The organism is Pseudonocardia lacus, from assembly GCF_018531445.1.
Taxonomy (GTDB): domain Bacteria; phylum Actinomycetota; class Actinomycetes; order Mycobacteriales; family Pseudonocardiaceae; genus Pseudonocardia; species Pseudonocardia lacus.
Window position 1 is genome coordinate 1 of the sequence record NZ_JAHDTH010000182.1, and the last position, 17,394, is coordinate 17,394.

Annotated in this window: 19 protein-coding genes; 8 read left to right on the plus strand and 11 right to left on the minus strand. The window is 75.1% G+C overall.

Annotation, left to right across the window (positions count from 1 at the left end; genetic code table 11):
- A partial coding sequence (locus KIK08_RS29635; protein WP_214406596.1) for a hypothetical protein occupies window positions 1–241 on the minus strand: 241 nt, incomplete at its 3' end.
- Window positions 241–1,041, minus strand: coding sequence for a DUF3027 domain-containing protein (locus KIK08_RS29640; protein ID WP_308257975.1), 801 nt, complete (start codon window positions 1,039–1,041; stop codon window positions 241–243). The genes KIK08_RS29640 and KIK08_RS29635, both read right to left, overlap by 1 nt.
- A 27-nt stretch (window positions 1,042–1,068) precedes the next feature.
- Here KIK08_RS29640 and KIK08_RS29645 point away from each other — a divergent pair, with 27 nt between their 5' ends.
- The 3 genes from KIK08_RS29645 to KIK08_RS29655 all read left to right on the plus strand — a co-directional run bounded on the left by KIK08_RS29645 (window position 1,069) and on the right by KIK08_RS29655 (window position 4,143).
- Window positions 1,069–1,857, plus strand: coding sequence for a glutaminyl-peptide cyclotransferase (locus KIK08_RS29645; RefSeq protein ID WP_214406597.1), 789 nt, complete (start codon window positions 1,069–1,071; stop codon window positions 1,855–1,857).
- A gap of 67 nt (window positions 1,858–1,924) precedes the next feature.
- Window positions 1,925–3,646, plus strand: coding sequence for an MFS transporter (locus KIK08_RS29650; RefSeq protein WP_308257976.1), 1,722 nt, complete (start codon window positions 1,925–1,927; stop codon window positions 3,644–3,646).
- Window positions 3,647–3,669: 23 nt separating this feature from the next.
- Window positions 3,670–4,143, plus strand: coding sequence for a DUF2771 family protein (locus KIK08_RS29655; protein ID WP_214406599.1), 474 nt, complete (start codon window positions 3,670–3,672; stop codon window positions 4,141–4,143).
- A gap of 7 nt (window positions 4,144–4,150) precedes the next feature.
- Here KIK08_RS29655 and KIK08_RS29660 read toward each other — a convergent pair whose 3' ends face one another.
- Both KIK08_RS29660 and KIK08_RS29665 read right to left on the minus strand, forming a co-directional pair.
- A complete protein-coding gene (locus KIK08_RS29660; protein WP_214406611.1) occupies window positions 4,151–4,537 on the minus strand; it encodes a cold-shock protein in 387 nt (128 codons plus the stop codon).
- 198 nt (window positions 4,538–4,735) lie between these two features.
- On the minus strand, window positions 4,736–6,355 hold the full coding sequence (locus KIK08_RS29665; RefSeq protein ID WP_308257977.1) for an AMP-binding protein: 1,620 nt from the start codon (window positions 6,353–6,355) through the stop codon (window positions 4,736–4,738).
- Between the two features lie 182 nt (window positions 6,356–6,537).
- Between KIK08_RS29665 and serS the strand changes: the two genes are divergently transcribed.
- Window positions 6,538–7,809: a serine--tRNA ligase gene (serS, locus tag KIK08_RS29670; RefSeq protein ID WP_214406601.1), complete on the plus strand. Its 1,272-nt coding sequence runs from the start codon at window positions 6,538–6,540 to the stop codon at window positions 7,807–7,809.
- A 19-nt stretch (window positions 7,810–7,828) separates the two neighbouring features.
- Here serS and KIK08_RS29675 read toward each other — a convergent pair whose 3' ends face one another.
- The 5 genes from KIK08_RS29675 to KIK08_RS29695 all read right to left on the minus strand — a co-directional run bounded on the left by KIK08_RS29675 (window position 7,829) and on the right by KIK08_RS29695 (window position 12,188).
- Window positions 7,829–8,965, minus strand: coding sequence for a S8 family peptidase (locus tag KIK08_RS29675; protein WP_214406612.1), 1,137 nt, complete (start codon window positions 8,963–8,965; stop codon window positions 7,829–7,831).
- A gap of 19 nt (window positions 8,966–8,984) precedes the next feature.
- The gene (locus tag KIK08_RS29680; RefSeq protein ID WP_214406602.1) at window positions 8,985–10,148 is read right to left on the minus strand and encodes a sulfate/molybdate ABC transporter ATP-binding protein; all 1,164 of its coding nucleotides are present in this window, start codon (window positions 10,146–10,148) and stop codon (window positions 8,985–8,987) included.
- A complete protein-coding gene (locus KIK08_RS29685) occupies window positions 10,145–10,918 on the minus strand; it encodes an ABC transporter permease (protein WP_214406613.1) in 774 nt (257 codons plus the stop codon). The genes KIK08_RS29680 and KIK08_RS29685 overlap by 4 nt, the downstream gene beginning before the upstream one ends.
- Before the next feature lie 65 nt (window positions 10,919–10,983).
- Window positions 10,984–11,787 carry a molybdate ABC transporter substrate-binding protein gene (gene modA / locus KIK08_RS29690; RefSeq protein WP_308257978.1) on the minus strand — a complete coding sequence of 268 codons (804 nt, stop codon included), beginning with the start codon at window positions 11,785–11,787 and terminating at the stop codon, window positions 10,984–10,986.
- On the minus strand, window positions 11,784–12,188 hold the full coding sequence (locus tag KIK08_RS29695) for a TOBE domain-containing protein (RefSeq protein WP_214406603.1): 405 nt from the start codon (window positions 12,186–12,188) through the stop codon (window positions 11,784–11,786). The genes modA and KIK08_RS29695 overlap by 4 nt, the downstream gene beginning before the upstream one ends.
- A 68-nt stretch (window positions 12,189–12,256) precedes the next feature.
- On the opposite strand from KIK08_RS29695, the gene KIK08_RS29700 reads away from it, so the two are divergent.
- From KIK08_RS29700 to KIK08_RS29710, 3 genes are all read left to right on the plus strand, one after another.
- Complete coding sequence (locus KIK08_RS29700) at window positions 12,257–13,462, plus strand: acyl-CoA dehydrogenase family protein (protein WP_214406604.1); 1,206 nt, start codon at window positions 12,257–12,259, stop codon at window positions 13,460–13,462.
- A 166-nt stretch (window positions 13,463–13,628) separates the two neighbouring features.
- Entirely contained in the window at window positions 13,629–14,690 is a 1,062-nt protein-coding gene (moaA, locus tag KIK08_RS29705) for a GTP 3',8-cyclase MoaA (RefSeq protein ID WP_308257979.1), read from the plus strand.
- A gap of 15 nt (window positions 14,691–14,705) precedes the next feature.
- Window positions 14,706–14,957: a MoaD/ThiS family protein gene (locus KIK08_RS29710; RefSeq protein WP_214406606.1), complete on the plus strand. Its 252-nt coding sequence runs from the start codon at window positions 14,706–14,708 to the stop codon at window positions 14,955–14,957.
- An 85-nt stretch (window positions 14,958–15,042) separates the two neighbouring features.
- Here KIK08_RS29710 and KIK08_RS29715 read toward each other — a convergent pair whose 3' ends face one another.
- Window positions 15,043–15,909 (minus strand): aldo/keto reductase family oxidoreductase, encoded by an 867-nt coding sequence (locus tag KIK08_RS29715; RefSeq protein WP_214406607.1) that lies wholly within the window; start codon window positions 15,907–15,909, stop codon window positions 15,043–15,045.
- 135 nt (window positions 15,910–16,044) lie between these two features.
- On the opposite strand from KIK08_RS29715, the gene KIK08_RS29720 reads away from it, so the two are divergent.
- Window positions 16,045–16,881, plus strand: a complete 837-nt coding sequence (locus tag KIK08_RS29720; protein ID WP_214406608.1) for a helix-turn-helix domain-containing protein — start codon at window positions 16,045–16,047, stop codon at window positions 16,879–16,881.
- On the opposite strand, the gene KIK08_RS29725 is transcribed toward KIK08_RS29720, so the two are convergent.
- Window positions 16,854–17,394: P1 family peptidase (locus KIK08_RS29725; protein WP_214406609.1), on the minus strand; the 541-nt coding region annotated here is incomplete at its 5' end. The two genes, KIK08_RS29720 and KIK08_RS29725, sit on opposite strands and share 28 nt — an antisense overlap.

The following is a 17,394-nucleotide window of genomic DNA, read 5'->3' on the forward strand; positions in this document are numbered from 1 at the left end:
CGACGCGCAGCTCCGGGCCGCCCGGCCCGGCGACGACGGCGGCCGCGAGCCGGCCGGGGACGCCCGCGGCGCGGGCCGCGTCGGCCGCGTTCTGCGCCAGCTCGACGAGCCACGCGTCGGCGTACCCGCCCAGGCGCAGGTCCTCCTCGGCGTTGGCGTCCTCGCGGAAGCGGGTCGGCGAGGCCGCCCAGGAGTCGAGGACCGCGGCCCGCAGGGCGGTGGTCCCGAACGGGTCGCCCACTACGGCCGGCCGGCCGGCTCCAGGTCGACCCCGTCGTCGTAGACGAGCTCGCCGACCAGGACCGGCGAGGGGGCCTCGGCGACGACGTCGGAGTGCGCGCCGCAGCCGTAGCCGACCGCGACGACGGCCCCGTCGGCCGGGGAGTAGCGGTTGCCGCAGGCGCCGAACGAGCCGCGCAGCGACCCGGCCAGCGGCAGGAAGAACCCGCAGGTGCCGCAGCGGCCCGGGGCCGAGCGGGCCATGTCGGCCCCCGGCCCGTGCGCGCCGTCGGACCAGCGCTGGGCGGTGTCCTCGCGGCCCGCTCGGGACAGCACGCGGACGCGGCCCAGGCCGACCTCCATCGCGACCTCCTCGACGGCGGGGTCGTCGGAGGCGAGGTAGCCGGGCACGAGGCGGTCGTCGTCGGGGGCGGTGGGCAGCAGGTCGCCGACACCGAGGTCGCCGGGCCGGACCCGCTCCTCCCACGGCACCCAGGCCGGGGCGACCAGGGCGTCGGGGCCGGGCTGCAGCACGACCTCGCAGACGGTGATCGGCCCGTCGGCGCAGGCGGCCAGGGTGACCGACCAGCGCCAGCCCCGGTAGCCGCCGCGCTCGGCGGCGAACTGGTGGGTGACGACGCCCTCGAACTCGGCGCCGGGCTCGCCCGCCTCCTCGGCGAAGGCGTCGAGGTGCGCGCCGACGGCGGCCGCCGCGGCGGCCGCTCCGAGGTCGGCCGCGGCCTCCTCCTCGGCGGCTGCCCTGGCCAGGGCCACCGCGTCGACGAGCCGCTGGGGCGGGTGCACGACTGGCGGGGCGCTCACCCGGGCGATTGTGCCATCCTCCCCGCCATGCCCCTCCGCCGCGCACTCTTCCGGGTCGCGGGGCCGGTCGTCGCCGTCGCCGCGCTGCTCGGCGGGTGCGCGTCGGCGCCGGCCGGGGCGGCGGTCCCGGTGCTGCGCCCCGAGGTGCTGGCCGAGGTCCCGCACGACACCACCGCCTTCACCCAGGGCTTCGAGATCGACGGCGACTCGCTGTACGAGGGCACCGGGCTGGTCGGCGAATCGCAGCTGCGCGAGCTCGACCCGGCGACCGGCGCGGTCCGCCGCTCGGTCCCGGCGCCGGACTCCGTGTTCGGCGAGGGCATCACCGTCGTCGACGACCGCATCTGGCAGCTGACCTGGCAGGACGGCCTCGCCATCGAGTGGGACAAGGCGACGTTCACCGAGCTGCGCCGGGTCCCGGTCGACGGCGAGGGCTGGGGCCTGTGCCGCGACGGCGACCGCCTCGTCCGCAGCGACGGCACCGACCGGCTGCGCTTCCACGACCCCGCGACGTTCGCCGAGACGGGCTCGGTCACCGTGACCCGCGACGGCAGCCCGGTCGAGGAGATCAACGAGCTGGAGTGCGTCGACGGGCGGGTGTGGGCCAACATCTGGCAGAGCGACGAGATCGTGCGGATCGATCCGGCCGACGGCGTCGTCGACGCCGTCGTGGACGCCTCCGGCCTGCTCCCGGCCGACCGCGCGGGCGGAGCCGACGTGCTCAACGGCATCGCCCACGTCGACGGCGACGAGTTCCTGCTGACCGGCAAGCTGTGGCCGGCGGCGTTCCGCGTCCGGCTCGACCCGCCCGGGTGAGACCGCGGCCCGTCCGGGTCGGTCGGGACGGGCTCCGCCACGCCCCGCGATGGGCCAGAATGGGGGCGTGGCCCGATCCGAGTCCTCCTGGCGCGACCGCGGCCGCCGCGGCGGCCGCCGCGACGAGGACGCGGCAGCGGCGTCGGACCAGCCGCACCACCGGCCACCGCATCCGGACCCGCCGCGGAACGCGCAGCCGCCCGCCCCGGACCCGTACCAGCCGCGCCGGCGCTACCCCTGGCAGGACGACCCGGACTACGACCCGGCCGCGCACCGCAGGCGCCCGCCGGCCGCCACCAAGTGGGTGCCACCCACCCCGGTGGCCCGGGCCGCCCCACCGCCCGCCTCCCGACCGGCCCCGCCGCCCGCCCGGGAGCCCCACGAGGCCGTGCGGGCCGAGTCGGCGCCGCCCGTCGACGCGCCGACGCGGATGCCCCGCAAGCTCACCGTCACCCGGGTCGCCGCGCTGCGCGGGCGCGAGCTGACCGGCAAGGGCATCGCCGCGTTCCGCCGGGCGGCCACCGCCGACGGCGCCGACCGCTCCGGGCTCACCGCGCTCACCTACGCCACGATGATGACCTACGCGGTGGACGCCGCCGTGGCCGTCGCGCTGGCCAACACCCTGTTCTTCGCCGCGGCCACCGCCGAGTCGAAGACCAACGTCGCGCTCTACCTGGCCATCACCGTGGCCCCGTTCGCCCTGGTCGCGCCGGTGATCGGCCCGATGCTCGACCGCATCCAGCGCGGCCGGCGCGCGGCGCTGGCCGTGTCGTTCGCCGGCCGGGCGGTGCTGGCGCTGGTGCTGGCGTTCAACTACGACTCCTGGCTGCTCTACCCGTGCGCGCTGGGCATGCTCGTGCTCAGCAAGTCGTTCGTGGTGCTCAAGGCCGCGGTCACGCCGCGGGTGCTGCCCTCGGAGATCACGCTGACCATCACCAACTCGCGGCTCAACGCGTTCGGGCTGGCCGCGGGCGCGGTGGGCGGCGGCCTCGCGGCCGGGGTGGCGTTCCTCGCCGACTCCCCCGGCGCGCTCGTCTTCACCGGCCTGCTCTCGATCGCCGGCACGTGGCTCTGCCTGCGGATACCGCGCTGGGTCGAGTCGACCGAGGGCGAGGTGCCCGCCGCGCTGCGCAGCACCACCCGCAAGCAGCGCCGGCCGATGATGAGCCACGCCGTGGCCGTGTCGCTGTGGGGCAACGGCTCCATCCGCATCCTCACCGGCTTCCTGACGCTGTTCGTCGCGTTCGTGGTCAAGGGGGCCGGCGAGGCCGAGGCGGCCGCCGCCGGGCTGCCCGCCCCGGACGCCTCCCAGCAGCTGTTCCTGATCGGCATCGTCGGCGCCGCGGCCGGAATCGGCTCGTTCGTCGGCAACGCGGCGGGGGCGCGCGCCCGCTTCGCCCGCGCCGACGGGGTCATCCTGTCCTGCATCGGGGCGTGCGTCGCGGTCGCGACGCTGGCCGCGGTCGTCCCCGGGATCGCCACCGCGGCCGTCGTCGGGCTGGTCGCGGCCACGGCCAGCGCGCTGGCCAAGGTCTGCCTCGACGCGGTCGTCCAGCGCGACCTGCCCGAGGAGTCGCGGGCCTCGGCGTTCGGCCGCTCGGAGACGGTCCTGCAGCTGGCCTGGGTGTTCGGCGGCGTCGTCGGCGTGCTGCTGCCGCACGACACCTACTGGCTCGGCTTCACCGTGGTCGCCGTGCTGGTGGCGGTCGCCGGGGTGCAGACGGTGCTGGTGACCAAGCGCAGGTCGATGCTGCCGCGGCGGCGCAAGCCCACCGCGGCGCCGGCCTGAGCGGGCGGCCTACCCTGGGCGCCGTGCTCCGCCGGACCGCCGCCCTCACCGCCGCGCTCGCGGTCGGCCTGCTGGCCACGGCGTGCTCGGCGCAGCCGCCGCAGGTCACCTTCGCCGCCGGCACGGCCAGCGTCGCCGCCGGGCCGACCCAGTTCTGCGAGATCGACCTGAGCGAGTGCGCCGACCCCGGCACCCCCGTCGAGCTCGCCGTGCCGGTCGGCACGGCGCTGCGGATCACCGTGCCCGACGAGGTCGCCGAGGCGCCCTGGCACGTCGTCTTCAGCTACCGCGACGACGCCGGCCAGCAGGTCGACGAGCGCAGCAGGCTGTTCCCGCCCGGCTCCAGCCCCGACTACACCCTCGAACTGCCCACGCCCGCCGCCCAACTGCTGGAGGCGCAGGTGCAGCAGTTCGGCCCGGCCCCGCAGATGGACCCGGACACCCAGGAGATCCAGTTCCCGATCCGGGCCAGCTGGGTGGTCCGCACCGGCGCCTGAGGCCGGCTCAGCCGTCCAGGTCGCGGGCGACCGCGCGGACGACCTCGGCGGCCAGCTTCGCGGTCTTGCGCTCCGGGTAGCGGCCGCGGCGCAGATCGGGCTGCACCTTGGTCTCCAGCAGCCGGATCATGTCCTCGATCAGGCTGTGCAGGTCCTCCGCGGGTCGCCGGGTGGCCTCCACCACCGACGGCGGCGCATCCACCAGGCGCACGGACAGCGCCTGCGGCCCGCGCCTGCCCTCGGCCATCCCGAACTCCACCCGCTGACCCGGCTTCAGCCCGGGCACGCCGGGCGGCAGCGCGGCCTTGCGGACGTAGACGTCCTGGCCCCCGTCCTGGGCGAGGAACCCGAAGCCCTTTTCGGCGTCGTACCACTTGACCCTGCCGGTCGGCACCCTGCTCACCCGTTCCTCGCTCGAACCCGCGCCACGCGAGCCGTCCATGGACCGCACGACGAACGCGTCCTGATGCCTCGGGCCGTCACACCTGCCCGTCGAGCTGCACCGGGACGCGTCGGGCAAGCGTAGACCGATCGCCCGCCCCCGCGCAGCCGTCTAACCGGACCATCGGGACGCCGCCGTTGCGGCGCGCCCTCAGGCGTTGCGGACCTTCGCCGCCTCGTGCAGGTCGAGCAGGTCGACGCTCTTCTCCCGCATCTCGACCTTGCGCACCTTCCCGGTCACCGTCATCGGGAACTCGTCGACGACCAGCACGTAGCGCGGGATCTTGTAGTGCGCGAGCTTGCCGGTGGCGAACTCGCGCACCTTCTCCGCGGTGAGTTCCTCGGCACCCGGGCGCAGGGTCACCCAGGCGCACAGCTCCTCGCCGTACTTGACGTCGGGAACCCCGATGACCTGGGCGTCGAGGATGTCGGGGTGGGTGTAGAGGAACTCCTCGATCTCGCGCGGGTACACGTTCTCGCCACCCCGGATGACCATGTCCTTGATCCGGCCGGTGATGTTGATGTAGCCGTCGGCGTCCATGACGCCGAGGTCGCCGGTGTGCATCCAGCGGGCCCGGTCGATCGCCTCGGCGGTCTTCTCCGGCTCGTCCCAGTAGCCCAGCATCACCGAGTAGCCGCGGGTGCACAGCTCGCCCGGCTCCCCGCGGGGCAGCGTCAGCCCGGTCTCCGGGTCGACGATCTTGGACTCGACGTGCGGGTGCACCCGGCCGACCGTCGACACCCGCCGCTCCAGCTCGTCGTCGGCGCCGGTCTGGGTGGAGACCGGGGACGTCTCGGTCATGCCGTAGCAGATGGTCACCTCGGTCATGCCCATCCGGTCGACCACCTGCTTCATCACCTCCACCGGGCACGGCGAGCCGGCCATGATCCCGGTGCGCAGGGTGGACAGGTCGTAGGAGTCGAAGTCGGGGTCGTTGAGCTCGGCGATGAACATCGTCGGCACCCCGTACAGCGACGTGCAGCGCTCCGCGGCCACCGCGGCCAGCGTCGCCTTCGGGTCGAAGCCCGGCGCCGGGATGACCATGGTGGCCCCGTGCGAGGTGCACGCCAGGTTGCCCATGACCATGCCGAAGCAGTGGTAGAAGGGCACCGGGATGCACACCCTGTCCTCGGGGGAGTACCCGCAGCCCCGGCCGACGAAGTAGCCGTTGTTCAGGATGTTGTGGTGGCTGAGGGTGGCGCCCTTGGGGAAGCCGGTGGTGCCCGACGTGTACTGGATGTTGATCGGGTCGTCCGGGCTCAGCTCGCCCTGGCGCCGGGCCAGCTCCGCGGCGTCGCCCCCGCGGCCCGACTCGACCAGGGCGTCCCACTCCGCGGTGCCGATGAGCACGACCTGGCGCAGGGCCGCGCAGTTCGGCCGGACCTGCTCGATCATCGCCGCGTAGTCCGACGTCTTGAACGACGGCGCGGCCACCAGGACCGAGATGCCGGCCTGGTTGAGCACGTACTCCAGCTCGTGGGTCCGGTACGCCGGGTTGATGTTGACCAGGATCGCGCCGATCTTGGCGGTGGCGTACTGGGTCAGCGTCCACTCGGCCTGGTTGGGCGCCCAGATGCCGACCCGGTCGCCCTTCCGCACGCCGGCCGCCACGAGCCCGAGGGCCACCGCGTCGACGTCGTCGCGCAGCTGCCGGTAGGTCCACCTGCGGCCGGTGGCCACCTCGACCATCGCCTCGCCGTCCGGGCGCTCGGCGACCGTGCGGTCGAAGTTGTCGCCGATGGTGTCGCCGAGCAGCGGGACGTCCGACACCCCGGAGGCGTAGGAGGGAACGGCAGGGGCGGAAGGGGACACGGCGTCGGGCCTCTCGTGATCGCTCTCGTGATCGTCTGTGCTTCCCGCCACATCCTGCGACCACCGCCCGCCGGACCGCCACCTCCTGATGGACAGGCGTCGGCGGAAACCCGCTGGAGCCACGCCGATACCCTGGGGCGATGCACGATCCCCGTGTCCTGCTCGATCCCGCCACCGACGCCGTCCGCAAGCTGGCCCGGCGCGGCCACTCCCTGGACCTCACCTCCCTGGAGAAGCTGCTCAGCGGGCGCAACGCGGCGATCCAGCGGGGCGACGAGGCCCGGTCCGAGGCCAAGCGGGTCGCGACGGCCGTCAAGGGCGCCGACCCGGACGAGCGCGCCGAGCTGGTCACCCGCGCCCGCGAGCTCAAGGCCGTGGTCGGCGCGGCGGAGCAGGAGTACAAGGCGCTCGACGCCGAGCTCACCGAACTGCTGCTCGGCATCCCCAACGTGCCCCTCGACGAGGCGCCCGACGGCGCCAGCGACGAGGACGCCGAGCTCGTGCGCACCTGGGGCGAGCCGGCCGCGTTCGACTTCGCCCCGCTCGACCACGTCGACCTCGGCGACCGCCTCGGCATCCTCGACCTGCCCCGGGCCACCAAGCTGGCCGGTCCGCGGTTCGCGGTGCTGCGCGGGCGCGGGGCGGCGCTGGAGCGCGCCCTCGTCCGCTACTTCCTCGACCTGGCCACCGAGCGCCACGGCTACACCGAGTACTCGGTGCCCACCCTGGTCAACCGCACCACGATGACCGGAACCGGGCAGCTGCCGAAGTTCGAGCAGGACCTGTTCAAGACCGGGGTGGACGAGCGCGAGCTGTTCCTCATCCCCACCGCCGAGGTCCCGCTCACCAACCTGCACGCCCAGGAGACCCTCCCCACCGAGAGCCTCCCCCTCGCCTACACCGCCCACACACCCTGCTTCCGGTCGGAAGCCGGCTCGTACGGCAAGGACACCCGCGGCCTCATCCGCATGCACGAGTTCTCGAAGGTCGAGCTGGTCCGCGTGGTCGAGGCCTCGACCACCCGCGACGAGCTGGAGGTCCTCGTCGGGCACGCCGAGGCCGTCCTGCAGGGCCTCGGCCTGGCCTACCGGGTCGTCAAGCTCGCCGCCGGCGACCTCGGCTTCTCCGCCCAGCTCACCTACGACCTCGAGGTGTGGCTGCCCGGCCAGCAGAAGTACCGCGAGATCGCCTCGGCCTCGGACTTCGGCACCTTCCAGGCCCGCCGCGCCGGCATCCGCACCAAGGCCAAGGACGGCACCCGCGGCTTCGCCGGCACCCTGAACAGCTCGGGGCTGCCGGTCGGGCGCACGCTGGTCGCGCTGCTGGAGCAGGGGCAGCAGGCCGACGGCTCGGTGGTGATCCCGGAGGCACTCGTCCCCTACACGGGCTTCGACCGCCTCACCCCCTCCTGACCACCCTTCGGGGCGGGGCTCAGAGGCCGCCGGTGAACAGCAGCCGGTTCGCCGGTCCCGACGCGCCGACGACGACGTCGGGCGTCGCGGTGGCCACGATCCACCGGGCCACCACCGCGCTCGGCGCGTCGCCGAAGGCCTGCTTGTAGAGCGCGGCCACCCCGGCCGCGTGCGGCGCGGCCATCGAGGTGCCGGTCCAGCTGGCGGTGCCGCCGCCGGCCGCGGTGGAGGTGATCGAGGTGCCGGGGGCGTACAGGTCGACGCACGGGCCGGTCGACGACGTGCGCTCGCGCCGGTCGTCGACGGTCGAGTTCGCCACCACCAGGACGTCCGGGATCGAGCGGGGGGCCATGGCGCAGTCGTCGGTGCCGGTGTTGCCGGCGGACGCGGTCACCAGGACGCCGCGGTCGATCAGGCCGCGGACGGCGGCGTCGAGCGCGTCGGACCGGCCGAAGCTCCACGACATCACGGCCACCGCCGGGCCGTGCAGGTCGCGGGCCACCCAGTCGATGCCGCCGAGCAGCGAGGACAGGGTGCCGGCTCCGGCGCAGTCGAGGACCTTGACCGACTCGATGCGGGCGCCGGGGGCGACGCCGTGGTCGCGGGAGGCGGCGATGCCGGCGACGATCGTGCCGTGGCCGTCGCAGTCGCCGCCGACGCCGTCGACGACGTTGACGCCGGTCGTGGCCCGGCCCTCGAACCCGGGGTGGGCGACGTCGACGCCGGTGTCGAGGACGTAGATGGTGACGCCGGAGCCGTCGACGCCGGTGCGGTAGGCGCCGTCGAGCGGGAGCAGGCGCTGGTCGATGCGGTCCAGCCCCCAGCGGTCCGGGGCGGCGGGCGGGACGGGGGCGCCGGGTGCGTTGTCGGTCTCGGCGAGGACGGGGCGCACCTCGTCGGGTTCCACGGCGAGCACGCCGTCGGTCGCCAGCAGGCGGCGCACCTGCCCGGCGGTGAGGTCGGCGGCGAAGCCGGACAGGGCCGCGTCGAACACCTCCCGCGGCTGCGCCCCGACCGCGGCGGCCGCCGTCGCGGCGAGCCCGGCGGTGGCGGTGCGCACGACGTAGCCGGCGGGGGCGCCGGGCGGTGGGGCGCACGCCGCCGCGCTCCCGGCCGCCACGACCAGGGCGACCAGGGCGACGGCGAGCGGGGGCATGCGGCGCACGGGGAGCAAGCTACGGAGGCGTCGGCGATCTCGACAACGACACGATGGGGGCGCTTGGCCGGTCCCGCGCGGCGGGTACGCCGGTGGTCGCGGCGTGCACCCCGACCTCGGTCGCCTTCACGACGAACCACAGGTCGGCGCCGGGTTCGATGGCGAGGTCGGCCACCGCGGCCGGGGTGACGTCGGCGGCCAGACCGTCCACCCAGGACGGTCCGCCGGGGCGGGCGGCGGCGCGCAGCCGGACGAGGTCGCCGTGCGGTTCGACCGCGGCCAACCGCACGGCCAGCACGTTGCGCGGGCTGCCCTTCGGCGGTTCGGCGTAGACGGCGACCGCGGACGGCGGGAACACCGCGACCGCGGGCTCGCCCTCGGTCAGCGCGGCGCCCTGCCCGGCGACGACCTGGCCGTCGGCGGTGCGCAGGCCGCCGGGGCGGGCGGTGCCGGGCACCAGGTCGAGGCCGGCGATCCGGGCCGTGAAGGGGCTGCGGGGGTGGGCCACGACCTCGCGGGTGGGCCCCTGCTCGACGATCCGGCCGTCGGTCAGCACGACGACCCGGTCGGACAGCACGACGGCGTCCAGCGCGGAGTGCGTGACCAGCACCGCGGTCTGCCCGCTGCCGCGGATCATCCGCCGCAGCAGCGAGCGCATGGCCGGGGCGGCGTCGACGTCGAGCGCGGCCAGCGGTTCGTCGAGCAGCAGCAGGCCGGGTCCGGCGGCGAGCGCGCGGGCCAGCGCCACCCGCTGCTGCTGCCCGCCGGACAGCTGCGCGGGCCGCCGGTCGGCGAGCTCCGCGGCGTCGACGGCGGCGAGCAGCTCGCGCGCGGTGGCCTCGGCGACCCGCCTTGGTCTGCCCTGCGAGCGCGGCCCGAACGCCACGTTGGCCAGCGCGCTCAGGTGCGGGAACAGCAGGGCCTGCTGGGCGAGCAGGCCGACGCCGCGGCGGTGCGGCGGCACGTGCACGTCGGCGGCGGTGACGGTGCGGTCGCCCAGGCGTACGTAGGAGTCGGGCTCCGTGGGGCGCAGCAGGCCGGCCAGCACGGACAGCAGCGTGGACTTGCCCGCCCCGTTGGGGCCGAGCACGGCGAGCACCTCGCCGGGCTCGACGCGCAGCCGGACGTCCAGCTCGAACGACGGCCGGCGGACCAGCACCCGCGCGTCCACGCCCGCGGTCATCCCAGTCCCTCCCCCGACCGCGGCCGGGCCACCGCGATCACGACCACCGCCACCACGACCAGCAGCAGCGACAGCGCCACCGCCGCGTCGACGTCGGTCTCCCGCTCCAGGTAGACCAGCAGCGGCAGGGTCCGGGTGGTGCCCTCCAGGCTCCCGGCGAACGCGATCGTCGCACCGAACTCGCCCAGGCACCGGGCGAACCCGAGGACCGCCCCGGACAGCAGCCCCGGCAGCACCAGCGGCACGGTCACCCGGAAGAACGCGTAGCCGGGTGCGGCCCCGAGGGTCGCGGCGACGGCCTCGTAGCGCTGGCCCGCGGTGCGCAGCGCCCCCTCCACGCTGACCACCAGGAACGGCAGCGCCACGAAGGTCTGGGCGAGCACGACGGCGGCCGTGCTGAACGGGACGGTGATGCCGAACCACAGGTCGAGCCGGGCGCCGAGCAGACCCCGTCGCCCCAGCAGGAACAGCAGCGCCAGCCCGCCGACGACCGGCGGGAGCACCAGCGGCAGCAGCACGATCGAGCGCAGCAGCCGCATCCCGGGCAGCCGGCCGCGGGCCAGCACGACCGCGAGCGGCCCGCCCAGCACGACGCACAGCGCCGTGGAGATGGCCGCGGTGACCAGCGACAGCCGCAGCGCGGCCAGCGCCGGCCCGCTGAACAGCAGCGCCGGCAGCCGCGGCCAGTCGGCGCGCAGGGCCAGCCCGAGTACGGGCAGCGCGATCAGCGCGAACGCGACGGCGGCCGGCACCCAGAGCAGCCCGGGCAGCGCCACCGCCTGGCTCGTGCGCGCCGGGCCGCTGCGGCGCGCACGACCCTTCGTCCCCGCGGTGGTCACGGGGTCCCGAAGCCCACGGCCTCCAGCGCCATGCGGCCCCGCTCACCGGTCACCAGCTGCTGGAACTCCGCGGCCAGGTCGGGCTGCGGGGCGTCGGCGAGCACGGTGATCGGGTAGGTGGTGACGGCCCGCTCGGCCTCCGGGAAGGGGACGCCCTGCACGTCGTCGCCCGCGCTGGTGACGTCGGTGACGAAGACGAGCCCGGCGTCGGCGTCGCCGGAGGTCACCTTGCCCAGCGCGGACTTGACGTCGGGTTCCTCACTGACCGGAGTGAGTGTGACGCCGGTGGCTTTCTCGATCTTCTCGGCGGTGGCGCCGCAGGGCACCTGCGGCGCGCAGACGACCACCTTCAGGTCGGGTCGGGTGAGGTCGGCGAAGGTGGCGATGCCCTTCGGGTTGCCCGGGGCGGTGGCGATCCGCAGGGCGTTCGTGGCGAAGACCGTGGGCTCGGCGGCGTTCGCGCCGGCGTCTGTGACGGTCTTCATGGTGGCGTCGCTGGCCGAGGCGAACACGTCGGCCGGGGCGCCGTTGACGATCTGCTGGGCCAGGTCCGACGAGGCGCCGAAGTTGAACCTGACGGTGACGCCGGGGTGGACGGCCTCGAACTGCTTCCCCAGGTCGGTGAAGGTCTCGGTGAGCGAGGCGGCGGCGAAGACCGTCAGGTCGCGGGCCTCGGGGGCGGCGGCGCCCGGCGCGGCACCGGCCGGTGCGCCCGCCTCCCCGCCCGACCCGCAGCCGGCGAGCGCCAGCGCCGCACCTGCGGCGACGAGCACGGCGAGCTTCTTCGCCCCGGCGATCACGATGTGCCGCCCGGAGTCTCGACCACGACCGTGGTCGACTTGATCACGGCCACGGCCAGCACGCCGGGCTCCAACCCCAGCTCCCGGACCGCCTCCGCCGACATCAGCGAGACGATCCGGTGCGGCCCGCACTGCATCTCCACCTGCGCCATCACCCGGTCGGACACGACCGCGGTGACCAGACCGACCAGCCGGTTCCGCGCCGAGCTCTGCACACCCGACGGGTCCGGCGGCACGGAGGCCTGCTTGCGCGCGAACGCGGCCAGCTCGGCCCCGTCGACCACCTTCCGGTTCGACCCGTCGACCCGCACGGACAGCGTCCCGGCGTCGATCCAGCGGCGGACGGTGTCGTCGCTGACCCCGAGCAGGCGGGCGGCATCGGCGATCCTGAACTGCGGCACGATCGCGATCCTATGTCCGCATCTGCGAGTTCGGCCAGGCGGCGGCGATGGTGTGGTTTGCTGCGACCGTGGATTTCGCACCCAGCGCCGCAGCTGACGACTACACCAAGCGCATGCGCGCGTTCCTCGACGAGGAGGTGCTTCCGGCCGAAGCCGGTTACGACGCCTTCCGCAACGAGCGCCGGGGCACCGCCCAGGAGTGGGACCTGCCGCCGGTCGTGGAGACGCTGAAGGCGGAGGCGCGCGCCCGCGGGCTGTGGAACCTGTTCCTGCCGGCCGTCTCCGGGCTGTCGAACCTGGAGTACGCCGCGGTCGCCGAGGTGTCCGGCTGGTCGCCGGTGATCGCCCCCGAGGCGATCAACTGCCAGGCCCCCGACACCGGCAACATGGAGACGCTGCACCTGTTCGGCACCCCCGAGCAGAAGCAGGAGTGGCTGGAGCCGCTGCTGGCCGGGGAGATCCGCTCGGCGTTCGCGATGACCGAGCCCGACGTCGCCTCCTCCGACGCCACCAACGTGCAGACCTCGATCCGCCGCGACGGCGACGACTACGTCATCAACGGCAAGAAGTGGTGGATCTCGGGCACCGCCGACCCCCGCTGCAAGATCTTCATCGTGATGGGCAAGACCGACCCGGACGCGCCCAAGCACCGCCAGCAGTCGATGGTGCTGGTCCCCCGCGACACCCCCGGCCTGGAGATCGTCCGGCACCTGCCCACGTTCGGCTACCAGGACCAGCACGGCCACTCCGAGATCGCCTTCCACGACGTCCGGGTGCCGGCGAGCAACCTGCTCGGCGAGGAGGGCGGCGGCTTCGCCATCGCCCAGGCCCGGCTCGGCCCCGGCCGCATCCACCACTGCATGCGCCTGATCGGGATGGCCGAGCGCGCCATCGACCTGATGGTGCGCCGGGCGCAGGGCCGCGTCGCGTTCGGCCGCCCGCTGGCCGACCAGGGCGTCGTGCGCGAGCAGATCGCGCAGTCGCGGATCGAGGTCGAGCAGGCCCGGCTGCTGGTGCTCAAGACGGCCTGGCTGATCGACAGGTACGGCGCGAAGGGCGCCGCCACCGAGATCGCCGCGATCAAGGTCGTGGTCCCGCGGATCGCCTGCGCCGTGATCGACCGGGCCCTGCAGATCCACGGTGGCGCCGGGATGAGCGACGACACCCCGCTGGCCTACTTCTACGTCTGGGCCCGCGCCCTGCGCCTGGCCGACGGCCCCGACGAGGTGCACCTGCGCACCGTCGCCCGCCAGGAACTCGCCCGGCACAGCTGACCCCCTCTCCCGGCCCGGCAGCGTCCTGACCGGAAGGACGGCCGACGGGGGGCGGCGGGTGCGCGTTTGCGGGTTCGCCGCCGGCCGGGCACCGCGGATGCGGAGATGCTCGTCCGGGCAGGTCGCGGGACCGCTGGAGATCGCCGAGCGCGGTTACGCTGGAGCCGTGACGGCAACCGAGCTCGGCCTCCCCGCGGTCCGCCGGACCGCCCCGCCGGACCCGAACCGCCCCGCCGACCCCCGCTTGATCGACACGTTCGGCCGGGTGGCCACCGACCTGCGCATCTCCCTGACCGACCGCTGCAACCTGCGCTGCACGTACTGCATGCCGGCCGAGGGCCTGGAGTGGATGCCCAAGTCGGAGCAGCTCGCCGACGAGGAGCTGCTGCGGCTGATCACCATCGCGGTCCGCGACCTCGGGATCGAGGAGCTGCGGTTCACCGGTGGCGAGCCGCTGCTGCGCCGCGGCCTGGAGGAGCTGATCACGGCGTCGGCGGCCCTGCGGCCGCGTCCGGACATCTCGCTGACCACCAACGGCATCGGGCTGGCCCGCCGGGCCGAGGCGCTGGCCGCGGCCGGGGTCGACCGGCTCAACGTCTCGATGGACACCCTGCGACCCGAGCGCTTCGCCACGATCACCCGCCGCGACCGGCTCTCCGACGTGCTCGCCGGCATGGCCGCCGCCCGCGCGGCCGGCCTGAAGCCCATCAAGATCAACAGCGTGCTGCTGCGCGGGCAGAACGACGACGAGGCCGTCGACCTGCTGCGCTTCGCCGTGGACGAGGGCTACGAACTGCGATTCATCGAGCAGATGCCGCTCGACGCCCAGCACGGCTGGGAGCGCACCGAGATGATCACCGCCGGCGAGATCATGGAGAAGCTGCGCACGGCCTTCACGCTCACCCCCGACCCGACCGAGCGCGGCGGCGCCCCCGCCGAGCGGTGGCTGGTCGACGGCGGCCCCTCGGTCGTCGGCGTGATCGCCTCGGTCACCCGCCCGTTCTGCGGCGCCTGCGACCGCACCCGGCTCACCGCCGACGGCCAGGTCCGCTCGTGCCTGTTCGCGCGCACCGAGACCGACCTGCGCGCCCTGCTGCGCGGCGGCGCCACCGACGCCGAGATCGCCGACACCTGGCGCACCGCGATGTGGGGCAAGCTCGCCGGGCACGGCATCGACGAGCCGGGCTTCCTGCAGCCCGACCGTCCGATGAGCGCGATCGGGGGCTGAGCGAGGATGGCCGACATGACCGTCGTCGTGCGCTACTTCGCCGCCGCCCGGGCCGCTGCGGGCGTCGAGGAGGAGAAGGTGCAGGTCGGGGCGGGCGCCACGGTCGCCGACCTGCTCGACGCGCTGCGCGCCGAGCACGGTGCCGCGCTGGCGACGGTGCTCGACCGGTGCAGCTACCTGCTCGACGAGGTCGCCGCACGGGACCTGTCGGCCGCGCTGCACGACGGCGCCGTCCTGGACGTCCTGCCCCCCTTCGCCGGCGGCTGACCCCCGGCCCACACCGTCGAGAACGAACTTGTCGTGATCAACAGGGCGTGTTGATCACGACAAGTTCGTTCTCGACGGGGGCGGGTCAGGCGCCGATCGCGTCGAGCTCCGCGACCGCGTCGGCGGGCAGCTCCAGCCCGGCGCCCGCGACGTTCTCGCGCAGGTGCGCCACCGACGACGTGCCCGGGATCAGCAGGATGTTCGGCGAGCGCTGCAGCAGCCAGGCCAGCGCGACCGACATCGGCGTGGCGCCCAGCTCGGCGGCCACCTTGTTCAGCGCGTCGGACTGCAGCGGGGAGAACCCGCCGAGCGGGAAGTACGGCACGAACGCGATGCCCTGCTGCGCCGTCAGCTCCACCAGGGCGTCGTCCTGGCGGCGGGCGATGTTGTAGAGGTTCTGCACGCAGACGATGGGGGCGATCGTCCGGGCCTCGGCCAACTGCTCCGCGGTGACGGTGCTCAGCCCGATGTGCCGGACCAGGCCCTGCTGCTGCAGCTCGGCGAGCGCCTCCACCTGCGGGGCGATCGAGCCGGGCTCGGGGGCGTCGAAGCCGCCCATGCGCAGGTTGACCACGTCCACGGCGTCGAGGCCGAGGCGGCGCAGGTTGTCGTGGACCTGGTCGCGCAGCTCCTGCGGCGAGCGCGCGTGCGGCCAGCCGCCCTCGTCGTCGCGGCGGGCGCCGACCTTGGTGACGATGTGCAGGCCGTCCGGGTAGGGGGCGAGCGCCTCGCGGATGATCTCGTTCGTGACGTGCGGGCCGTAGTAGTCCGAGGTGTCGATGTGGGTGATGCCCAGCTCGACGACCTCGCGGAGCACGGCGACGGCCGCGGCGCGGTCCTTCGGGGGGCCGAACACGCCGGGCCCGGCCAGCTGCATGGCGCCGTAGCCGAAGCGCGTGAGGTCGAGGTCGCCGACCCGGTAGGTGCCGCCGGGGAGCTCGGGGGATGTCATCGCGTTCCTTCCCGCTCCCCGGTCCCGGGGAGCTTCCTCCACGATGTACCCGCGCGGGCACCGCGGGGGCGTCCCGATCATCCTGGGACCGCGGGGACCAGGCACGGCCGGCGCCGCGTCCCTAGAATCGGCCCGGTGACCAGGTCGAACGCGCTGGGCGACCACCTGCGGGCGCGCCGGGAGCTGGTGGACCCGGCCTCCGTGGGGCTGCGGGTCGCCGGGGTGCGGCGCACCCCCGGGCTGCGCCGCGAGGAGGTCGCCACGCTGGCCGGCATCAGCGCCGACTACTACCTGCGCCTCGAGCAGGGCCGCGACCGCAACCCGTCGCCGCAGGTGCTGCGGGCGCTGGCCCGGGTGCTGCAGCTGGACACCGAGGCCACCCGGTACCTGATGGGGCTGGCCGCGCCGGAGGTGCGGCGCGCCCCGCGGCCCGCGGCCGTGCCGGCCGGCATCCGCCAGCTGCTGGACGTGCTCAACGTGCCGGCGTTCGTCGAGGACCGCACGTTCGACGTGCTGGCGGCCAACCGGCTCGCGACCGCGCTGTGGCCGGGACTGCGGCCGGGGACCAACCGGCTGCGCGCGGTCTTCCTCGACCCCGACGAGCGCGACCTGCTGCCCGACTGGGAGCACGCGATCGGCGGCATGGTGGCCGCGTTCCGCTCGTCCATCGGCACCGACGTCGACGACCCGCGGATCGTCCGGCTGGTCGGCGAGCTGTCGCTGGCGAGCGAGCCGTTCCGGCGGCTGTGGGCGCGCCACGACGTCGCCGCGCTGGCCGGCGGCCCGGTCCGGCTGCGCCACCCACGGCTCGGGGACCTGGAGCTGCGCCGGGAGAAGCTGCCCATCGGCGACACCGGCGGCCAACTGCTGGTGCTCCACCACGCCGCGCCGGGCTCGGCGAGCGCCGCGGCGCTGGCCTCGCTGGCCGAGGAGACCGGCGACCGTCAGGACCGGGCGGCCAGCTCCCGGTAGCACGGGAACGTCCCGGCCCTCGTCGTGGTGGTCGTGGCCGCCAGCAGCGCGTGCACCACGGCCCGGGCGACGACGTCGGCCGCGGCGGCCTGCAGGGCGATCAGCTCCGGCAGGGTCGGCGCCGGGCGCGCCGCGGTCGACAGCCCGAAGACGATGTCGCCGTCCAGCGCGGTGTGCACGGGCGACAGCGAGCGGGCCAGCCCGTCGTGGCCCATCGCGGCCAGCCGGGCGCAGCCGGCCTTGTCCAGCGTCACGTCGGTGGCGACGACGGCCAGGGTGGTGGCCGTGGCCAGGCGCGGCGGCGCGGCGGCCGCGGCGCGCAGCGCGTCGAGCCCGACCGCGGTGACCGGGACCTCCGGGAACTCCCCGTCGTGCCCGAGCCGGGCGGCCAGCGGCGCACCGGTGGCCGGGTCGACCGCGGAGCCCGCCGCGTTCACCGCGGCCAGCGCGGCGACGACCGCCCCGCCCTCCAGCACGGTGCTGGCCGTCCCGATGCCGCCCTTCAGCCCGCCG

Excerpts from the sequence above, each read along its gene's own strand:
- KIK08_RS29645 (WP_214406597.1), top strand. The coding sequence starts at position 1,069 with ATGCCCCTCCGCCGCGCACTCTTCCGGGTCGCGGGGCCGGTCGTCGCC.
- serS (WP_214406601.1), top strand. The coding sequence starts at position 6,538 with ATGCACGATCCCCGTGTCCTGCTCGATCCCGCCACCGACGCCGTCCGC.
- KIK08_RS29675 (WP_214406612.1), bottom strand. The coding sequence starts at position 8,965 with ATGCCCCCGCTCGCCGTCGCCCTGGTCGCCCTGGTCGTGGCGGCCGGG.
- KIK08_RS29680 (WP_214406602.1), bottom strand. The coding sequence starts at position 10,148 with ATGACCGCGGGCGTGGACGCGCGGGTGCTGGTCCGCCGGCCGTCGTTC.
- KIK08_RS29710 (WP_214406606.1), top strand. The coding sequence starts at position 14,706 with ATGACCGTCGTCGTGCGCTACTTCGCCGCCGCCCGGGCCGCTGCGGGC.
- KIK08_RS29715 (WP_214406607.1), bottom strand. The coding sequence starts at position 15,909 with ATGACATCCCCCGAGCTCCCCGGCGGCACCTACCGGGTCGGCGACCTC.